An 18,310-nucleotide genomic window follows, 5' to 3' on the forward strand; every position below is an offset into this window, starting at 1 on the left:
CCGTCGCGGGCGACGGCCGGCAGGCGGTCTGCTAGCGTCACGAAACGGGCAGGTCGCCGGCGACCGGACGCAGTGGGAACGGCTGCGGACGACACGCGGCAGCCGATACGGAAGACGGGACACGGGGAGTGCCTTCAGGTGGCCACAGCGGAGCCGACACACGCCGACGACTCCGGTCCGGGCACCGGACGACCGGAACCCGGGCAGGGGCCTGACGGTCCGCGAATAGGCGTGGACGAACGGGACTCCGCGGTGGACGGGGCCGCACCGGACAGAACCGTCCCGGAGCGTGAACGTGCGGTTTCGGGGCGGCCCGCCGCCGACGCCCCTTCCGTGACCGGGAATGCCGCCCGCGGCTCCCGTTCCCGGGCCGCGTTCCTCGCGTTGCGCGCCCGCATGCTGCGGCACCCCGTGCTGTCGGTCACCGGGTTCGCCGGAGTGCTGCACATCGTCTGGTTCTTCACGTTCGCCAACAGTGGCGGGGACCTCGCGGCGCAGGACGCCTGGGCGGAGTTCGTCGGCCGGCACCCGGACCGGGCGTACAACCTCGCCTGGTACGGCGGGATGCACCCGGTGTCGTACAGCGTGGTGTCGCCGTACCTGATGTCGCTGCTCGGTGTGCGGACCACCATGATGATCGCCGGGACCGCCTCGGCGGGGCTGCTGACGCTGATGCTGATGCGCAGCCGGGCGGTGCGCAATCCCCTGTGGGCGGCGCTGGCCGGGGTGTTCGCGCTGCTGTGCAACGCCGCCTCGGGGCGGGTGACGTTCGGCCTGGGCACGATGTTCGCGCTGGGCGCGGTCGCGGTGGTGTTCTGCTGGCCGCACAAGTGGCGGTACAAGCGCTGGGCGAAGGCGCTGTGCGCGGCCCCGCTGGCGGCGCTCGCGACGATGGCCTCGCCGGTCGCGGGGCTGTTCGTGGGTCTGGTGGCGGTGGCGCTGTTCCTGCAGAAGCGGCGGCCGGGCGCGTGGGCCCTGGGTCTGGCGCCGAGTGCGGTGGTGGCGCTGTCGGCGTGGCTGTTCCCGTTCTCGGGGACCCAGCCGATGATCTTCGGCTCGGTGATCATCCCCCTGGCGTTGTCGGTCGTGGTGTACCTGGTGGTGCCGCAGGGATGGCGGACGGTCCGGCTGACGGCGGCGGTGTACGGGCTCGGGGTCGTGCTGGTGTGGCTCATCAGCTCGCAGATCGGGTCCAACATCACCCGGCTGGCGATGCTGTTCGCCGGTGTGGTGCTGGTGGCCGCGCTGCCCTACACGGTGCCGAAGTCCCGCAAGTGGTACGCGATCGTGGCGGCGTTCGCCCTGTTCGTCGGGTGGATCGGCTACAAGACGGTCGACGACATCGTGCACACCACCCCGGCCGCCTCCTGGGCGCGTGAGCTGGCGCCGCTGGTGAACGAGCTGCAGGAGGTCGGCGCCGAGCGGGGCCGGGTGGAGGTCGTCCCGGCGCGCTCGCACCGGGAGGCGTCCGCGCTCGCCCCGTACGTCAACCTGGCGCGCGGCTGGAACCGCCAGGCGGACATGGAACGCAACCCGCTGTTCTACGACGACACCCTCAACTCGGCGAACTACCACGAGTGGCTCAAGCGCTGGGCCGTGCACTACGTGGTCCTGCCGAAGGACGAGCCGGACGGCGACGGCGGCCAGCGGGAGCGGCAGCTGGTGCAGCGGGGGCTGCCGTATCTGAAGCAGATCTGGGGCGACGCCAACTGGCAGCTGTTCGAGGTGATCGATCCGACGCCGCTGGCGGAGCCGAACGCGGTGGTGGAGCGGGCCGAGCAGGGCGAGATGACGATGCGGGTGGAGAAGGCCGGGCGGATCCTGGTGCGCATCCCGTACTCGCCGTGGCTGAGCATCGTCGACGAGGAGGGCAGGAAGCTGGAGCCTCCGCAGGAGACGGAGGCCTCGAAGAACCGCCCGGAGGGTGAGCCGAGGACGTTCGAGAACGTCAACGGCTGTCTGATGGAGACGGAGGAGGACGCCAACGGCGACCGCTGGACGGTGCTGCTGGCGCCCAAGCCGGGCACCTACCGGCTGGCCGCCCCGTACACCTTGCCGCGCGGCACGCCCTGCCCAAAGGAGCTGCGCTGACGGCGCGGCGTTCGCGCGGTCCGGCCGGCTCCGGGGGGCATGTGGTGCTGCGGGCGCAGCTGTCCGCGCTGCTGAGGGAGAGCGCGCGGGGTGCCGAGCGGTTCGACGCCCGGCATCTGCGGGCTCCTGGCGCGCCTTCGCCGCGTTCGCCTGTGTCGCCGAGCAGTACGGCTACCGGTACGAGGGCCTGTCCCCGCTCTCGCCGAAGGGCAGCCCGAACCCGTACTTCGCCTTCCGCCGGCTGCCGGACGCCGCGGAGCGGGCGGCGCGCACCGCCGCCCGGTTTCCGGACGCGCTCGGGGGCGGCCCCTTGCCCGGGATGCGGCCCGGCGGGCGCCGGCTGCGTCCGCTGCCCGAGGTGCGGCGGGAGGTGGAGCTGCTGTACGCGCGGATCATGGTCGACCACAGCCGCACCCACCGGCGGCGCGGTCTGACCGCCCTTCTGGTCCTGCCGCTCGGCATGCTGATCCCGCTGTACCGGACGGGGTTCGCCCCGGCGGCCCTTGTGGTCTGCGCCGGCGTCTGGGCGCTGTTCGCCGGGCTGTGGGCGCTCGGTTCGGTCCTCGCCCGCCGCCGGCACCGCAGGTACAGCGGGCTGCTCCGGGCGGCGGGGATCACCTGGCCGCCGGGCTGAGGGTCTGACGGCCGGGCCGGCGCAGGGCTCCGTGCCGGGTGCCTGGGTGTCGGGCTGCGGGCCGGGGTGCCTGGGTGTCGCGCTGCCGGCCGGGGTGCCTGGGTGTCGCGCTGCCGGCCGCGGTGCCTGGGTGTCGCGCTGCCGGCCGCGGTGCCTGGGTGTCGCGCTGCCGGCCGGGGGTGCCGGTCAGGCGCCGCGGGGGTAGCGGGCGAGCCAGGCCGGGGAGGAGGCGGCGGGGCTGTGGAGGGCGGGGCCCTGGGTCATCTCCATGGCGAAGTCGTCGGCGAGTTCCAGGATGGTGGGGCGGCCCTCCAGCTCGGCCAGCCAGGCCGGGGGCAGGGCCGTCTCGCCGTGCAGGGCGCCGAGCAGACCGCCGGTGAGGGCGCCGGTCGCGGCGGAGGGTCCGTCGTGGTTGACGGACAGGCACAGCGAGCGCCGGACGTCCTGGCCGACCAGGGTGCAGTAGACGGCGGCGGACACGACGCCCTCCGCGGTTCCGGCGCCGATCAGACCGCTCACCCGCTCCGGGGTGGGTATGCCCTGCCGCACCGCGCCCAGCGCCTGCTGCAGCGCGTCGGAGACCGGCTGGTGGCCGGGGCGGGTGGCCAGCAGGGCGAGGGTCTGCTGCACTGCCGCGTCCAGGTTCTCGCCGCGGGCCAGCGCGTGCACGGTCACCGCGTACGCGACCGCCGCGAGGCAGGCGACCGGGTGGCCGTGGGTCTGGGCGGCGCACTCCACGGCCAGCTGGGCCACCAGCTGGGGCTCCCAGCCGACGAGCAGACCGAACGGCGCGGAACGGGCCGCGGCCTCCGGGCCGGCCTCGCCGGGGTTCTTCGGCGCGTCCGGGGTGCCCATGGTGTCGTCGCCGAGGCCGACCAGCAGCGCGCGGGCCGGGTCGCGACGGGCGTACAGCCACTCCTCGCGGGCCAGCCAGCCGTCCTCCTTGCGGCGCTCGTCCGGGCCCCAGTCGCGCTGGGTGGTGGCCCAGCGCAGATACGCCCGGTGCAGATCGGTCGGCGGATGCCAGGCGCCGGTGTCGCGGCGCACCTGGGCGCGGATCAGACCGTCCACGGAGAACAGGGTCAGCTGGGTGTGGTGGGTGACGGCGCCCCGGCGCCCGTAGGCGGGGACCATGTCCACGAGGCCCTCGGCGCCGTGCGCCTCGCGGATCGCAGCGACGCTCATCCCGTCCACGGGCGCGCCCAGCGCATCACCGACCGCCACGCCGAGGAGTGTCCCGCGCACCCGGCTGCGGAAGTCCTGCTGCTCGCGACGGCCCCACACGGGCCCGGCAGTGGCACCCACCCAGACCTCCCAGGCACCGTCCATACGTACGACGCCCAGCACTCTAATCGAATGCGGAGGTGCTGCTGAGGGGGCGTTCAGGCCGATGGCGGAGGAGGTGGTTCCGCGGGTGGTTCCGCGCCGGGGCCGCTGATCGCCTCCCGCTGGATCCGGGCCCACTCGTAGTGCGGTTTCAGCTGCAGGGCCCGGTCGAGGTCGGCCAGGGCTTCGGCGGAACGGCACGACTCGCGTTCGGCGCTGCGGGCGACGAGGGCGGCGCTTCTGCGCCGCTGGACCAGCTGCTGCATCGACAGCTGTGCATCCGCCACCGAACACCCCTTCCGCACCGTGAAGTTGACGTGACCCATTGTGGCTCAGGATCGCTCGTCGGGCGGTTGAGGTGCGGGGGGAGGCGGGAAGGGAAGGTGACATGCCGAATGCTGCTGCCTCTCGCGGGGCGCTGCCCCTGGCCGCGACCCTGCTCACCGCGTCCGTCGCCCTCTACATGGCGCTGGTCTCCTTGGGGAACGTCACGGACTTCGGGACGAACCAGGAGTTCGTCCGCCATGTCCTGGCGATGGACACGACGTTCAAGGACGACGACCTGATGTGGCGGGCGATCACCAACCGGGGTGTCCAGGACGCCGTGTATGTGGCGATCATCGCCTGGGAGACGGCCGCGGCGCTGGTGCTGCTGTACGGCACCTGGCTGTGGGCGCGCCGCGACCAGCCCCGGGCCCGCCGCGTCTCCACCTACGGTCTGCTGATGGTGATGCTGCTGTTCGGCGCCGGGTTCCTGGCGATCGGCGGCGAGTGGTTCGCGATGTGGCAGTCGGAGGACTGGAACGGGCTGGACGCGGCGACCAGGGTCTTCGTCTTCAGCGGCGTGGTGCTGCTGGTCGATCACCTCCCGCAGGACCGCGCGGGCGACGGAGACTCCTCCGGCTGACGCCGCCGGTACTCGACGACTCCTCCGGCTGACCCCGCCCAACTACTCGACGACTCCTCCGGCTGACCCCGCCCGGTACTCGACCGCTCGCCTGCTCGGCTACTCGACCACCCGGACCGTCGTCCCCGCCGTGCCGAAGGTCCACAGCGCCTTGCCGTCGGCCTTGCCGACCCGGATGCCGCCGGTCTTGGTGCCGGAGGCGGCGGGCGGGGGCGAGGAGCCGTCGACGGCGTTGGAGAAGGCGACCGAGACGCCGGACTTCACGGCGAAGTACATGATGTGCTCGACCTCGACGCCGTCGCTGCCGGTGGTGGCCTCGGTGCGGGTGCCGATGGTGTAGGTGCCGGGGTCCGGGGTGACCGTGCCGGGCCACACCTTGAAGGTGCGGCGGGGGGTGTCGCTGGCGTCGACCAGCCAGACGCGCTGGTCGCCGAGTGAGTAGACGATGCGGCGGCCGGTGCCGGAGCCAGCCGGTACGGCGGGCGGCTCCGTCGGCTTGGCCGGCGGTTTGGCGTCCGCCGTCGCCGACGCGCTGGGCCGGGTCGCGGACGCGGTGGGCTTGGTCCCCTGGTCCGCCTGCACGGCCAGGACGGCCACCACGGCGATCGCCCCCGTGGTCAGCCCGGTCACCCAGGCCCACGAGGGAAGTCGGGCAGACACCGGTACGCATCTCCTCGGTCGGGCACAGTCCGACCCCGCAAGGGGGGGTCGGATCATCCTACTGCCAGCCGGATCCCCTGCTTCCTGCCAGCCCGATCCCCCTGCTTCCTGCCAGCCCGATCCCCTGTTTCCCGCCGGTCCGCTCCCCCGCTCCCCCGGTCCGGCCTGGTCAGTCCAGCACCGGCAGCAGCTCGGGCAGGTGTCCGTCCGAGGCCTCGGCCGCCCTGCGGCGCTCCTCGGGAACCTCGCCGTAGAGAGTGGTGCGGGGCCGCGCCGGGCGGCCGGCCGCGCGGGCCACCGCGATCAGGTCCCTGACCGACTTGTAGGAGCCGTAGGAGGAGCCCGCCATCCGGGAGATCGTCTCCTCCATCAGCGTGCCGCCCAGGTCGTTGGCGCCGGAGCGGAGCATCTCCGCGGCACCCTCGGCGCCCAGTTTGACCCAGCTCGTCTGGATGTTGGGGATATGCGGGTGGAGGAGGAGGCGGGCCATCGCCGTCACCGCGCGGTTGTCGCGGACCGTCGGGCCGGGGCGGGCGATGCCGGCCAGGTACACGGGGGCGTTGGTGTGTACGAAGGGCAGGGTCACGAATTCCGTGAAGCCCCCGGTCCGCTGCTGGATCCCGGCGAGGGTCCGCAGATGGCGCAGCCAGTGCCGGGGCTGGTCCACATGGCCGTACATCATCGTGGAGGAGGAGCGGATGCCCAGCTCGTGGGCGGTCTCGACGACCTCGATCCAGGTCGACGCCGGCAGTTTGCCCTTGGTGAGGATCCAGCGGACCTCGTCGTCGAGGATCTCCGCCGCCGTGCCGGGGATGGTGTCCAGGCCCGCCTCCTTCGCCGCCGTCAGCCACTCGCGGATGGACAGGCCGGTGCGGGTGGCGCCGTTGACCACCTCCATGGGCGAGAAGGCGTGCACATGGATGCCGGGGACGCGGTCCTTCACCGCCTTCGCCAGGTCGAAGTAGGCGGTGCCGGGCAGGTCGGGGTGGATGCCGCCCTGCATGCACACCTCGACCGCGCCCACGTCCCAGGCCTGCTGGGCCCGGTCCGCCACCTGCTCCAGGGACAGCGTGTAGGCGTCGGCGTCGGTGCGGCGCTGGGCGAAGGCGCAGAAGCGGCAGCCGGTGTAGCAGACGTTGGTGAAGTTGATGTTGCGGGTGACGATGTAGGTCACGTCGTCGCCGACCGCCGACTTGCGGACGTCGTCGGCGATCCGGCACAGCGCGTCCAGCGCGGGACCGTCGGCGTGCAGCAGGGCGAGCGCCTCGGCGTCGGTGAGCCGGGTCGGGTCGTCGGCGGCCGTCGCCAGTGCCTGGCGGACGTCGGTGTCGATGCGCTCGGGTGCCATGCCGGGGGCGGCCGCCTCGCGCAGGGCGCCCCAGTCGCCGTACACCTCGTCGAAGTCGTCGCGGCGGTCGGCGCTGCGGCCCTCGGTGTCGATGGTGCGGTGCAGGTCGGTGCGGCCGGTGGCGGTGAACGCCTCGTCGGGCTCCTGCCAGGGCAGCCCCTGCGGCTGCGCGTCCGGGCGGGCCAGACCGGTCTCCGGGTCGGCGAGCGCCGCCACGTGCGGGCGCAGCCTCGGGTCCAGCCAGGGCTCGCCGCGCCGCACGAACTCCGGGTAGACACAGAGGCGTTCACGCAGTTCGAAGCCGGCCGCCGCGGACCGCGCGGCCAGCTCCTCGATCTGCGGCCAGGGCCGTTCGGGGTTGACGTGGTCGATGGTGAGCGGGGAGACGCCGCCCCAGTCGTCGATGCCGGCCGCTATCAGCCGCTCGTACTCGGCGTCGACCAGGTTCGGCGGCGCCTGGAGGCAGGCGGACGGGCCGAGCACATGCCGGGCGACGGCGACGGTGGCGACCAGCTCGTCGAGTTCCGCGTCCGGCATGCCGCGCATCGCGGTGTCCGGCTTGGCGCGGAAGTTCTGGATGATCAGCTCCTGGATGCCGTGGTAGGTCCGGGCGATCCGGCGCAGCGCGAACAGCGACTCGGCGCGCTCCTCGTAGGTCTCGCCGATGCCGATGAGGATGCCGGAGGTGAAGGGGACCGAGGAGCGGCCGGCGTCCTCCAGCACCCGCAGGCGCACGGCGGGCTCCTTGTCCGGGGAGCCGTAGTGGGGGCCGCCCGGCTCGGACCACAGGCGGGTCGCCGTCGTCTCCAGCATCATGCCCATGGAGGGCGCGACCGGCTTGAGCCGCTGGAAGTCGGTCCAGCTCAGCACGCCAGGATTGAGGTGCGGCAGCAGACCGGTCTCCTCCAGGATGCGGACGGAGACGGCACGGACGTAGGCGAGGGTGTCGTCGTAGCCGTGCGCGTCCAGCCACTCGCGCGCCTCGGGCCAGCGGTCCTCCGGCTTGTCGCCGAGGGTGATGAGGGCTTCCTTGCAGCCGAGGGCGGCGCCCTTGCGGGCGATGTCCAGCACCTCGTCCGGCGACATGAACATCCCGTGTCCGGCGCGGCGCAGCTTGCCGGGCACGGTGACGAAGGTGCAGTAGTGGCACTTGTCCCGGCACAGCCGGGTCAGCGGGATGAAGACGCTCTTGGAGTACGTGATGACGCCGGGCCGCCCGGCCGCCTGCAGGCCCGCGTCCCGCACCCGGGCGGCCGAGGCCGACAGGTCCTCCAGATGCTCGCCCCGGGCCTGGAGCAGCACCGCCGCCTCGGCCACGTCGAGCGAGACCCCGTCCCGGGCCCGTTTCAGGGCGCGACGCAGGGAGTTCTCGGTGGGTCCGGATCCGGAGGTCGCGGCATTCGTCATTCTCCGAGCATACGATCGCCCTGATCAGACGGGCATGAACGCTTCGCACCGCTTCCGGCCCGAGCCGCCCGCTGCGGCCCAGGCGTTTCGGCACTGACGCAAGGCCGCACTGGCCACTCTGGGGGCTTCGTCAGTGGAAGGCCAGCCAGCCGAAGCCCAGGGCGCAGGTCAGACCGGCGGCGGCCACGGCGGCCGGGCGGTGGCGGTGCAGGGTGATCCGGACGAGGAAGGCGGTCAGCAGCACCGCGCCCGCGCCGATCGCGGCACGCAGCGGCCCATCGCTGAATCCGTAACCCCCGAAATTCCGGACCAACCAGCTGAACCAGGCGAGCCTCATGACGCGGCGCGCGTCTCGTCGTGCGGGACCGCCGGGCGGTGGCGCGGAGTGAGGAGCCCGTACCCGGACTCGCCGCAGGCCGGATGGGTCATGTGAGATCTCCCCCTGAGTGCGTGGACCCGCCCCTGCGGGAACCCGCGGGGCAGGACGAGCCGGGACCGCTCCCGCGGGCGGGCGGTGGTCAGTCGCCGCGCCGGTGTCCGGGCTTCCGGGCTCGCTCGTCTGCACGCACTGTAATCAGCGGGAGTCGATCAGGGCCACCGCCCGTGCACTGAATCACAGTCAGAAACCGTCACTGGCCTGCGATGTACTGCTCGTACGCCTCCAGCGCCTTGAGTACCTCGCTCTCCCCCGCCGACGGCAGCTGGACCACGACCTCCTCGATGCCGAGGTCGGCGTAGTGGGCGAGCTTGCCCGGGTTCGGGTGGACGGCGTAGGGGACGACCTGGAGGGCGTCCGGGTCGCGGCCCGCGTCGGCCCAGGCGGCGCGCAGCTGCGGCAGGGACTCGGACAGGCCCCGCCCGCCGATGGGGAGCCAGCCGTCGGCGTACTCGCAGATGTGGGCGAAGAGCTTGGGGCCGGCCGCCCCGCCGACCAGGGTGCGCGGGCCGGTCACCGGGCCGCGCGGCCGCTGCACCGGCTTGGGGTGGGCGTAGCTGGCCCGGACACTGCCGAACTCGCCCTGGTAAGCGGTGGGTTCGTCGGCCCACAGCGCCCGCATCAAAGCCATCCGGTCGCGCACCAGCTCACGCCGGGCGGGCCAGTCGACGCCGTGGTCGGCGGCCTCCTCCACGTTCCAGCCGAAGCCGACGCCGAGGGTGAGGCGTCCGCCGGACAGGTGGTCCACGGTGGCGATCTGCTTGGCCAGGACGATCGGGTCGTGCTGGGCCACCAGGGTGATGCCGGTGCCGAGCCCGAGCCGCTCGGTGACCGCGGCGGCCTGCCCGAGCGTGACGAGCGGGTCCAGACAGCGGCCGTACTCCCGCGGCAGTTCCCCGCCGCCCGGGAACGGCGTGGTCCGCTCCACCGGGATATGGGTGTGCTCCGGCAGGTACAGGCCCGCGAACCCACGCTGCTCCAGCTCACGCGCGAGCCGGACGGGGGTGATGGTCTCGTCGGTGAGGAAGATCGTGACGGCGATACGCATGCACCATCCTTACCCCGCACGCAATCCTTTCCCCGCACGCACCGGAAATCCGCCGATCCCCTTGCCTTCCACGGCAGTTCACCGCTCACTACAAAGGTTGCACGCACCACCCGTGTCCCACCCCTGCACCACCCATGTCAGGTCGGAACCACAGTCAGGTCGGACGACACCTGGGGAGCAGCCATATGTGCGAGGACCACACCGGCATCGGACGGCGTGCCGTGTTCGTGACGGGCGCCGCCGCCGCGCTTACGTTGGGAAGCGTGAGCTTCGCTTCCGCGGCGGACCGCGACGGCGGCCGGGAGACCAGAACGGTGCGCGGCACCCTCGAGCCGGGCGCGCCCGACTTCGTGTACGTGCCGGTCGAGGTGCCGTCCGGCGTGCGGGAGATCCGGGTCTCCTACACCTACGACCGGCCGTCCGTGCCGCCCGGCACCACCGGCAACGCCCTCGACATCGGCCTGTTCGACGAGCGCGGCACCGAGCTGGGCGGCCGGGGCTTCCGCGGCTGGTCCGGCGGGGCGCGCACCGAGTTCTTCGTGCGCGCGGACGAGGCCACCCCCGGCTACATCCCGGGGCCCGTGCGGGAGGGCACCTGGCACATCGCGCTCGGCCCGTACACCGTGGCCCCGCAGGGGCTGTCGTACGAGATCACCGTGACGCTGACCTACGGGGAGCCGGGCGAGACGCCGAAGCCGGTGTATCCGCCGGAGCGGGTCAAGGGGCGGGGCCGCGGCTGGTACCGGGGCGACTGCCATCTGCACTCCTGGCACTCCGACGGCCGCCGCACCCCGGAGGAGATCGCCGCGCTCGCCCGCGCCGCCGGGCTGGACTTCATCAACTCCTCCGACCACAACACGCACTCCGCGCACGCCCACTGGGCCGAGGCCGCCGGGGACGACCTGCTGGTGATGCTGGGCGAGGAGGTGACCACCCGCAACGGGCACGTGGTGGCCCTCGGCACCGACCCGGGGACGTTCGTCGACTGGCGCTACCGGGCCCGCGACAACCGCTTCGGCCGGTACGCACGCCAGATCCGGCGGGCGGGCGGCCTGGTCGTCCCGGCCCATCCGCACGCCACCTGCATCGGCTGCAACTGGAAGTTCGGCTTCGGCGAGGCGGACGCGATCGAGGTGTGGAACGGGCCCTGGACACCCGACGACGAGATGGCCCTGGCCGACTGGGACAGCATGCTGGTGGCCTCGGTGCGCGACGGCCGGGACTGGATCCCCGCGATGGGAAGCAGCGACGCCCACCGCGACCCGGACGCCGTCGGGCTGCCGCAGACGGTGGTCCTCGCCGACGAGCTGTCCCGGCGGTCCGTCCAGGAGGGCATCCGGGCGGGCCGCAGCTATGTCGCCGAGTCCAGCAACGTCTCCCTGACGTTCGGTGCCTCCGGCGGGCGCGGCCGGCACGCCGGGATCGGCGAGCGGCTGGACGTCGACCGGGACACCCCGGTCACCGTGCGCGTGGAGGTCACCGGCGCACCGCGCTGCACGGTCCGCCTGGTCACCGACCAGGGCGTGCTGCACACCAGCGCCCCGCTGCCGGTGTCCGGGTCCGGGGTCGTCGAATGGCGCACCACACCCTCGTACGCGGCCTATGTGCGCGCCGAGTTGCGGCACGAGGCGGCCGCCGGCCCGCTGCCGGGTGCGCTGGCCGCCTTCACCAATCCGATCTTCCTGGGCCGGCGGCATCGGTAGGCTCGTCGCACATGACCGCGAACGCCGAACGCAAGTACCGGAGAGCAACCGCCTTCCAGCGCCGTATCAACCCCGTCCTGCGCCGGCTGCCGTTCCAGACCGTGCTGGAGACCACCGGCCGCGTCTCGGGGCTGCCCCGGCTCACCCCCGTGGGCGGGCGGCGGGTCGGTGACTCCTTCTGGCTGGTGTCCGAGTTCGGCGAGCGCTCCCAGTACGTCCGCAACATCAAGGCGAACCCCCGGGTGCGCATCCGCATCCGGGGGCGCTGGTACTCCGGCACCGCCCACCTGCTGCCCGGCGACGACCCCGTGGCGCGGCTGCGCACCCTGCCCCGCTACAACAGCGCGGTGGTGCGGGCCGTGGGGGCCGGGCTGCTCACGGTGCGGATCGCCCTGGACGTCTGACGAGGCCGGTCGTCCGGCCGGGGCGGGCCGTCCGCTCACCCCGGCCAGACGATCGACTGCACCTCGCTGCAGGCGTGCAGGGCGTAGGAGCCGACGTCCCGGCCGACGCCGCTGCCGCGGAACCCGCCGAACGGCGCCTCCATGTTCCGGCCCACGGTGTTGACGCCGACGCCGCCGGTGCGCAGCCGCCGCGCCACCCGGAAGGCGCGGGCCACGTCCTTGGACCACACGTAGTCGATCAGGCCGTACTCGCTGTCGTTGGCCAGCGCCACGGCCTCCTCCTCGACGTCGAAGGGGACGACCACGACCACCGGCCCGAAGATCTCCTCCCGGGCCACCCGCATGTCGTTGGTGCAGTCGGCGAGGAGGGCCGGGGCGACGTAGAAGCCCCGCTCCAGCGGCGGCCGTTCACCGCCGGCGACGACGGTGGCTCCCTCCTTGCGGCCCAGCGCCACATACGCCTCCACCCGCTCCCGGTGCTCCGCCGAGATCACCGGCCCGACCACCGTGCCCGGCTCCCGCGGATCGCCCACCGGCAGCCGGGTGGCGTACGCGGCGAGCCGGTCCACCAGCCGTTCGTAGACGCCGCGCTGGGCCAGCACCCGGGTCGGCGCGGTGCAGATCTGGCCGCTGTAGAAGGAGAAGGTGGTGCCGATGCCGGCGACCGCCGCCTCGAGGTCCGCGTCGTCGAAGACCAGCGCGGCGCCCTTGCCGCCCAGCTCCATCAGCTGCCGTTTCATCGCCCGCCCGCACACCTCGGCGATACGGCGGCCGACCGCGGTGGAGCCGGTGAAGCTCACCATGTCCACGTGGGGCGAGGCCACGACCGCCTCGCCGACCCCGGGCGACCGCCCGGAGACCACGTTCACCACGCCCCCGGGCACACCGGCCGCCTGCAGCGCCTCCGCCATCCGGTACACCGACAGCGGGTCCTGCGGCGCCGGCTTCACCACCACGGTGTTGCCCATCGCCAGCGCCGGGGCGACCTTCCCGGCGGCGTTCGCCCAGGGGTTGTTGTACGAGGTGATGCAGGCGACCACCCCGACCGGCTGCCGCACCGCCAGGGCGCCCAGCACCGTCGAGGGACCCAGCGGACCGGCCTCGTTGATCTGCGGCGGGATCGCCCACTCGGCGGGCTCCACCCGCGCGTACCGCCGGAACCGGGCGGCGGCCACGCCCACCTGCATGGCGCGGGCGGTGCCGGTGGTCGCCCCGGTCTCCTCCTGCGCCAGCTCGGCGTACGGCCCGAGCCGGTCCCGCACCAGCCCGGCGGCGCGGGCCAGGATCGCCGCCCGCTCCTCCGGCCTCGTCGCCGACCAGGCCCCGAAGGCCTCGCGGGCCGCGGCGCAGGCGGCCTCCGCCTGCTCGCGGGACGCCTCGGGCGCCCAGCCGACGGTCTCCTCGGTCGCGGGGTCGGTCACCGCGTAGTGCCCGCCGTCCGGCTCGATCCACCGCCCGCCGACGAACAGCCGCTGCGGCAGCCCGGTCACCGTGTCCTCACCGTCTCCGTGTCCCGGCCCGACCGCAGCACCGTGCCCGGTACGGCGCCGGTCACCACGTCGTCGCGGATCACCTCGACGCCGTTGACCCACACCGCCCGCACACCGAGCGCCCTGGAGTCCAGGCGGGGGCTGACGCCCGGCAGGTCGTGCACCAGGGTGGCCGGGCCGGCGTCGATCCGCTCCGGGTCCAACAGCACCAGATCCGCGTGCATGCCCTCCGCTATCCGGCCGCGCTCCCGCAGCCCGAACAGCCGCGCCGGATCGTCCGTCAGCATCTTCACGGCCGCCTCCAGACCCACAAGGCGGCGCCCGCGCAGACAGTCCCCGAGGAAACGCGTGGTGTACGGGGCGCCGCACATCCGGTCCAGATGGGCACCCGCGTCGGAGCCGCCCAGCAGCACGTCCTCGTGCCGCCAGGTCTCGGCGCGCAGCGCCCAGGACGCCGGGTCGTTGTCGGGCGGCATCGGCCACAGCACGGTGCGCAGCTCGTCCTCGGCGCAGATGTCCACCAGGCAGGCGAAGGGGTCCTGCCCGCGCTCCCGGGCGATGTCCCGCACCACCCGCCCGGTCAGACCCGCGTTGGCCGGGCTGTAGGTGTCGCCGATGACGTACCGGCCGAAGTCGGCCAGCCGCCGGAAGACGCCCGCCTCCTCGGAGTCGGCGCGCCGCAGCATCTCGGCGCGCACGGCGGGGTCGCGCAGCTTCCCGATCCGCTCCGGCACCGGCAGGCCCAGCACCTCGCCCCAGCCGGGGATCAGATTGAGCGCGCAGAAGGTGCCCAGCGACATGTTCATCGGGGTGAGGATCGGCATGGTGAGGGCGACGACCCGCCCGCCGGCCTTGCGCGCCCGTTCACCGGCCTCCAGCTGCCGCGGCACCCGGTCCGGCACGGCGGCGTCCACGGTGAGCACGTTCCAGTTCAGCGGCCGCCCGGCCGCCGCGCTCATCTCCACCAGCAGCTCGATCTCGTCGTCGCTGAACCGGTCCAGGCAGCCCGCGACGATCGCCTCCAGCTGCGTCCCCTCGTGCTCCCCGACCGCCCGCGCCAGCGCCAGCAGCTCCCCCGGCCGCGCATGCCGGGACGCCACCGGCTGCCCGTCCCCGTCGGAGTGCGTGGACGACTGCGTGGTCGACAGCCCCCAGGCCCCGGCGTCCATCGACTCGTGCAGCAGCCGCAGCATGGCGCCGAGCTGCTCCTCGGTGGGCTGCCCGCCGACCGCCTCCGGCCCCATGACATACCGCCGCAGCGCACAGTGCCCCACCATGAACCCGGCGTTGACCGCGATCCGCCCCTCCAGCGCGTCCAGGTACTCCCCGAACCCCTGCCAGCTCCAGGGCGCCCCCTGCTCCAGCGCCACCAGGGACATCCCCTCCACCTTGGCCATCATCCGCCGCGTGTAGTCGGCATCCTCCGGCCGCCCGGGATGCAACGGCGCCAGCGTGAACCCGCAGTTCCCGGCGACGACGGTGGTGACCCCGTGATTGAGGGACGGGGTGGCGTACGGATCCCAGAACAGCTGCGCGTCGTAGTGGGTGTGCGGATCGACGAACCCGGGCGTGAGCACCAGCCCGCCCGCATCCTCCGACGTACGGGCAGGCTCGGTGACTTTCCCTACGCCGACGATCCGCCCGTTCCGTATCCCGACGTCAGCCGTGAACGCGGGCCCCCCGGTCCCATCGACGACGGTGACCCCTTTGATGAGGTGATCAAGCATGGCTCCGCCTCCTGACCAACGGTGAGGTGACCTACTTAGGGGCGCGGGGCTCTGTCCGATATGCGGCTACCGCCGCGTGGGCGCGACCAACCACCAGCCACCCGCACACCGCAACGGCGCTCACGCGGCACCCCGGAACCGGGACGTCCGATGCACAGGATCCGTATCGATCTTCGGAATCACGTACTCCCCGACCAACCGAATCGTCTGCAACGTCTCCTCCCTCGGCACCCCCACCGGCAGCCCGAAGCTCAGCTGATCCGCCCCCGCCTGCTCCCACCGCTTGCACTGCCGCAGCACCTCATCCGGATCCCCGCAGATCAGCAGCTCGTCCTGGATCATCAGCTCGATGAACTCCTCCGTGTACTCCGGCAACGTCTCCGGCCACACCGGAAACCCCTCGGGCCGGGGAAACGTGTCGTGGTACCGGAAGACCAGCGAGGGCAGATAGTGCAGCCCTCCGTCCACGGCGATCCGCACCGCCTCCGCATGCGTGGGCGCGCAGATCGCCGTGGTCGTCACCATCACGTTGTCGTTGACGAAGTCCCCCACCGGCTCGGCGTCGACGACCGCCGACTTGTACTGCTCCAGCACCCACTCCATGTCGGAGACCTTCTGCACGCTGAACCCGAGCACCCCGAGCCCCTTGCGCGCGGCCATGGCGTACGAGGGCGGGGACCCGGCGGCGTACCACATCGCGGGATGGGACTTCCCGTACGGCTTGGGCAGCACCTTCCTCGGCGGCAGCGACCAGTGCTTGCCCTGGAAGCCCTGGTACTCGTCCTGGAGCCACATCTTGGGGAACTCGGCGATGGTCTCCTCCCAGAGTTCCCTGGTGTGGTTCATGTCGGTCACGCCGGGCAGGAAGCCGAGGATCTCGTGCGAGCCGGCCCCGCGTCCGCTGCCGAACTCGAAGCGGCCCTCGGAGAGGTGGTCCAGCATGGCGACCTTCTCGGCGACCTTCACCGGGTGATTGACCGGGGCCAGCGGGTTGAAGATCCCGGAGCCGAGGTGGATGCGCTCGGTGGCGTGCGCGAGGTAGCCGAGGAAGACGTCGTTGGCGGAGAGGTGGGAGTACTCCTCCAGGAAGTGGTGCTCGGAGGCCCAGGCGTACTTGAACCCGCACCGGTCCGCCTCGATGACGTACTCGGTCTCCTCCATCAGCGCCCTGTGCTCGGCGAGCGGGTCGGTCTCGGCGCGCTTCCCGACGTATCCCTGCACGAAGATCCCGAATTCCAAGGGAGTTCACCGCCCCTACGCCAGCGACAGTTTCTGACGGATCGTCAGATCAGCGCTTCCGACTGTTCCACCCACTCCCCAGGACCGTCAATAGCTGACGTGCCGTCAGATACCGGACCTGCCCGCACCCGTCATACGACGTTCAGCCCCGCCAGCCATCCCCCGTCGATCACGAACGGCTGCCCGGTGACGTACGAGGAGTCCTCGCAGCTGAGGAACAGCGCCAGCCGCGCAACCTCCTGTGCCGTCCCCATCCGCCCCAGCGGCACCAGCCGCCGGTACAGGCGCTCCACCGCCCGCGCGGTCTCCTCGCCGCCCTCCCCGCCGGCCGGGACGGGGTTGGACATGGGCGTGTCCACGGCCCCCGGGCAGACGGCGTTGACCCGTATCCCGCGCCCCGCCAGCTCCAGCGCCGCGACCCGGGTGAGCCCGACGATCGCGTGCTTGCTGGCGCTGTAGGCGCCCACCGCCGCCATGCCGGTCAGCCCGGTGCAGGAGGCGGTGTTGACGATGGTCCCGCCGTCCGCCATGGCCCGGCCCACCGTCCGGATGCCCAGGAAGCAGCCGACCTGATTGACCCGGACGACCTCCATGAATTCGTCCAGGGGTGTGTCGAGCAGGGAGTGGAAGCGCAGGATGCCGGCGTTGTTCACCAGCCCGTCGATGTGCCCGTGGGTCTCCCGGACGGCGGCGACGGCCGCCTCCCAGTCGTCCTCGCATCCCACGTCGAGGCGCACGTACAGCGCCCCGATCTCCTTGGCCAGCGCCTCGCCCTGCTCGTCCAGCACATCGGCGACGACGACCCGCGCGCCCTCCTCGGCGAAGAGCCGCGCCTCCTGCTCTCCCTGCCCCCTGGCCGCGCCCGTGACCAGCACGACGCGTCCGTCCAGCTTGCCCATGGCCCTGGCCCCTCCTTGTCGGTCCATCGTCGGACTCCGTCGGTCCTCCGTAGGTCCTCGCGTCATTCCTCGGTGAGCAGGGGGCCGACCTCGGCCCCGAACGTGGCGATCTGGTCGGCGGCCTCGGACCGGCTGCGGCTGCGGAACCGCACCTGGATCTGGTGCACGCCCATCGCGCGGTACGCGCGCAGCGACTCGGCGAGCTGCTGCGCCGGGCCGGTGAGGGTGCGGCGGCCGACGGGCCAGGTGGGGGTGCCGACGTAGAGGGGCTCGGTGATGGCGCCGACGGTGAAGGGGCCGTCGAGGCCGGCCCGGTCGCGGAGTTCGCGGATCCGCTCGATCCGGGCGGGCAGCCGGTCCCGCGGGTCGCCCTGCGGCAGCCAGCCGTCGCCCTTGAGCGCGGCTCGGCGCACGGCGGCGGGCGAGGAGCCGCCGACCCACAGCGGCACCTGCGGCTGCGCGGGGCGGGGCCGCTGGCCGAGTCCGGAGAAGTCGTAGAGCTTGCCGTGGTGCTCGGGGTACTCCTCGGAGCCCAGCGCGGCGCGCAGGGCGTCCAGGCATTCGTCCAGGACGGTTCCGCGCTGCCGGAAGTCCACCCCGAGCACCTCGAACTCTTCCCGTACGTGCCCGGCGCCGGCCCCGAGGATCAGCCGGCCGCCGCTGAGGTGGTCGAGGGTGGCGTACTGCTTGGCGGTGAGCAGCGGGTGGCGCAGTGCGACGACGGCGACATGGCTGAGCAGCCGGGCGCGTTCGGTGACGGCGGCCAGATGGGCGAGGGTGGCCACGGGGTCGTACCAGACCGTGCTCATCGCGGCGGCCAGGCGGTGCGGGACGCCGACGTGGTCGCAGCAGGCGAGGTAGTCGAAGCCGGCCCGGTCGGCGGTGCGGGCGAGTTCCCGCAGGTCCTCGGGGCCCGCGCCGGCCTCCCAGGGCTCGGCGTAGAGGGTGCTCTGCGACTGGACGGGCAGCTGGATGCCGTAGCGCAGGCCGG

At 73.0% G+C, this 18,310-nt stretch carries 16 protein-coding genes; 5 read left to right on the plus strand and 11 right to left on the minus strand.

Annotated features, from left to right (window positions below):
• Nucleotides 1-138 precede the first annotated feature (138 nt).
• Nucleotides 139-2,091, plus strand: coding sequence for a DUF2062 domain-containing protein (locus ABD207_RS20925; protein WP_344014618.1), 1,953 nt, complete (start codon nucleotides 139-141; stop codon nucleotides 2,089-2,091).
• 310 nt (nucleotides 2,092-2,401) lie between these two features.
• Nucleotides 2,402-2,725, plus strand: coding sequence for a hypothetical protein (locus ABD207_RS20930; protein ID WP_344014619.1), 324 nt, complete (start codon nucleotides 2,402-2,404; stop codon nucleotides 2,723-2,725).
• Between the two features lie 186 nt (nucleotides 2,726-2,911).
• On the opposite strand, the gene ABD207_RS20935 is transcribed toward ABD207_RS20930, so the two are convergent.
• Complete coding sequence (locus tag ABD207_RS20935) at nucleotides 2,912-4,030, minus strand: ADP-ribosylglycohydrolase family protein (RefSeq protein WP_344014620.1); 1,119 nt, start codon at nucleotides 4,028-4,030, stop codon at nucleotides 2,912-2,914.
• 77 nt (nucleotides 4,031-4,107) lie between these two features.
• Nucleotides 4,108-4,338, minus strand: coding sequence for a hypothetical protein (locus ABD207_RS20940; RefSeq protein ID WP_344014621.1), 231 nt, complete (start codon nucleotides 4,336-4,338; stop codon nucleotides 4,108-4,110).
• A 101-nt stretch (nucleotides 4,339-4,439) separates the two neighbouring features.
• Between ABD207_RS20940 and ABD207_RS20945 the strand changes: the two genes are divergently transcribed.
• Nucleotides 4,440-4,958, plus strand: a complete 519-nt coding sequence (locus ABD207_RS20945; protein WP_344014622.1) for a DUF2165 domain-containing protein — start codon at nucleotides 4,440-4,442, stop codon at nucleotides 4,956-4,958.
• Between the two features lie 99 nt (nucleotides 4,959-5,057).
• Here the strand turns inward: ABD207_RS20945 and ABD207_RS20950 are convergent, their stop codons facing one another.
• From ABD207_RS20950 to ABD207_RS20965, 4 genes are all read right to left on the minus strand, one after another.
• Entirely contained in the window at nucleotides 5,058-5,618 is a 561-nt protein-coding gene (locus ABD207_RS20950) for a L,D-transpeptidase (RefSeq protein ID WP_344014623.1), read from the minus strand.
• Nucleotides 5,619-5,787: 169 nt separating this feature from the next.
• On the minus strand, nucleotides 5,788-8,373 hold the full coding sequence (locus ABD207_RS20955; RefSeq protein ID WP_344014624.1) for a bifunctional FO biosynthesis protein CofGH: 2,586 nt from the start codon (nucleotides 8,371-8,373) through the stop codon (nucleotides 5,788-5,790).
• Between the two features lie 130 nt (nucleotides 8,374-8,503).
• Nucleotides 8,504-8,710, minus strand: coding sequence for a hypothetical protein (locus ABD207_RS20960; protein WP_344014625.1), 207 nt, complete (start codon nucleotides 8,708-8,710; stop codon nucleotides 8,504-8,506).
• A gap of 292 nt (nucleotides 8,711-9,002) precedes the next feature.
• Nucleotides 9,003-9,857, minus strand: coding sequence for an LLM class F420-dependent oxidoreductase (locus tag ABD207_RS20965; protein WP_344014626.1), 855 nt, complete (start codon nucleotides 9,855-9,857; stop codon nucleotides 9,003-9,005).
• 185 nt (nucleotides 9,858-10,042) lie between these two features.
• On the opposite strand from ABD207_RS20965, the gene ABD207_RS20970 reads away from it, so the two are divergent.
• Both ABD207_RS20970 and ABD207_RS20975 read left to right on the plus strand, forming a co-directional pair.
• A complete protein-coding gene (locus ABD207_RS20970) occupies nucleotides 10,043-11,560 on the plus strand; it encodes a CehA/McbA family metallohydrolase (RefSeq protein ID WP_344014627.1) in 1,518 nt (505 codons plus the stop codon).
• Between the two features lie 11 nt (nucleotides 11,561-11,571).
• Nucleotides 11,572-11,964 (plus strand): nitroreductase/quinone reductase family protein, encoded by a 393-nt coding sequence (locus ABD207_RS20975; RefSeq protein ID WP_344014628.1) that lies wholly within the window; start codon nucleotides 11,572-11,574, stop codon nucleotides 11,962-11,964.
• A gap of 35 nt (nucleotides 11,965-11,999) precedes the next feature.
• Here the strand turns inward: ABD207_RS20975 and ABD207_RS20980 are convergent, their stop codons facing one another.
• From ABD207_RS20980 to ABD207_RS21000, 5 genes are all read right to left on the minus strand, one after another.
• Nucleotides 12,000-13,454 (minus strand): aldehyde dehydrogenase family protein, encoded by a 1,455-nt coding sequence (locus tag ABD207_RS20980; RefSeq protein ID WP_425580778.1) that lies wholly within the window; start codon nucleotides 13,452-13,454, stop codon nucleotides 12,000-12,002.
• Nucleotides 13,451-15,181 (minus strand): N-acyl-D-amino-acid deacylase family protein, encoded by a 1,731-nt coding sequence (locus tag ABD207_RS20985; protein WP_344014629.1) that lies wholly within the window; start codon nucleotides 15,179-15,181, stop codon nucleotides 13,451-13,453. Before ABD207_RS20985 ends, ABD207_RS20980 begins: the two co-directional genes overlap by 4 nt.
• Before the next feature lie 120 nt (nucleotides 15,182-15,301).
• A complete protein-coding gene (locus ABD207_RS20990; RefSeq protein ID WP_344014630.1) occupies nucleotides 15,302-16,420 on the minus strand; it encodes an LLM class flavin-dependent oxidoreductase in 1,119 nt (372 codons plus the stop codon).
• A 131-nt stretch (nucleotides 16,421-16,551) separates the two neighbouring features.
• Nucleotides 16,552-17,319: an SDR family NAD(P)-dependent oxidoreductase gene (locus ABD207_RS20995; protein ID WP_344014631.1), complete on the minus strand. Its 768-nt coding sequence runs from the start codon at nucleotides 17,317-17,319 to the stop codon at nucleotides 16,552-16,554.
• A 62-nt stretch (nucleotides 17,320-17,381) separates the two neighbouring features.
• On the minus strand, nucleotides 17,382-18,305 hold the full coding sequence (locus ABD207_RS21000; RefSeq protein ID WP_344014642.1) for an LLM class F420-dependent oxidoreductase: 924 nt from the start codon (nucleotides 18,303-18,305) through the stop codon (nucleotides 17,382-17,384).
• Between the last annotated feature and the right edge of the window lie 5 nt (nucleotides 18,306-18,310).

Origin of the sequence: Streptomyces thermospinosisporus (assembly GCF_039526425.1) — a bacterium.
In the GTDB taxonomy this organism is placed as follows: Bacteria; Actinomycetota; Actinomycetes; order Streptomycetales; family Streptomycetaceae; genus Streptomyces; species Streptomyces thermocarboxydovorans.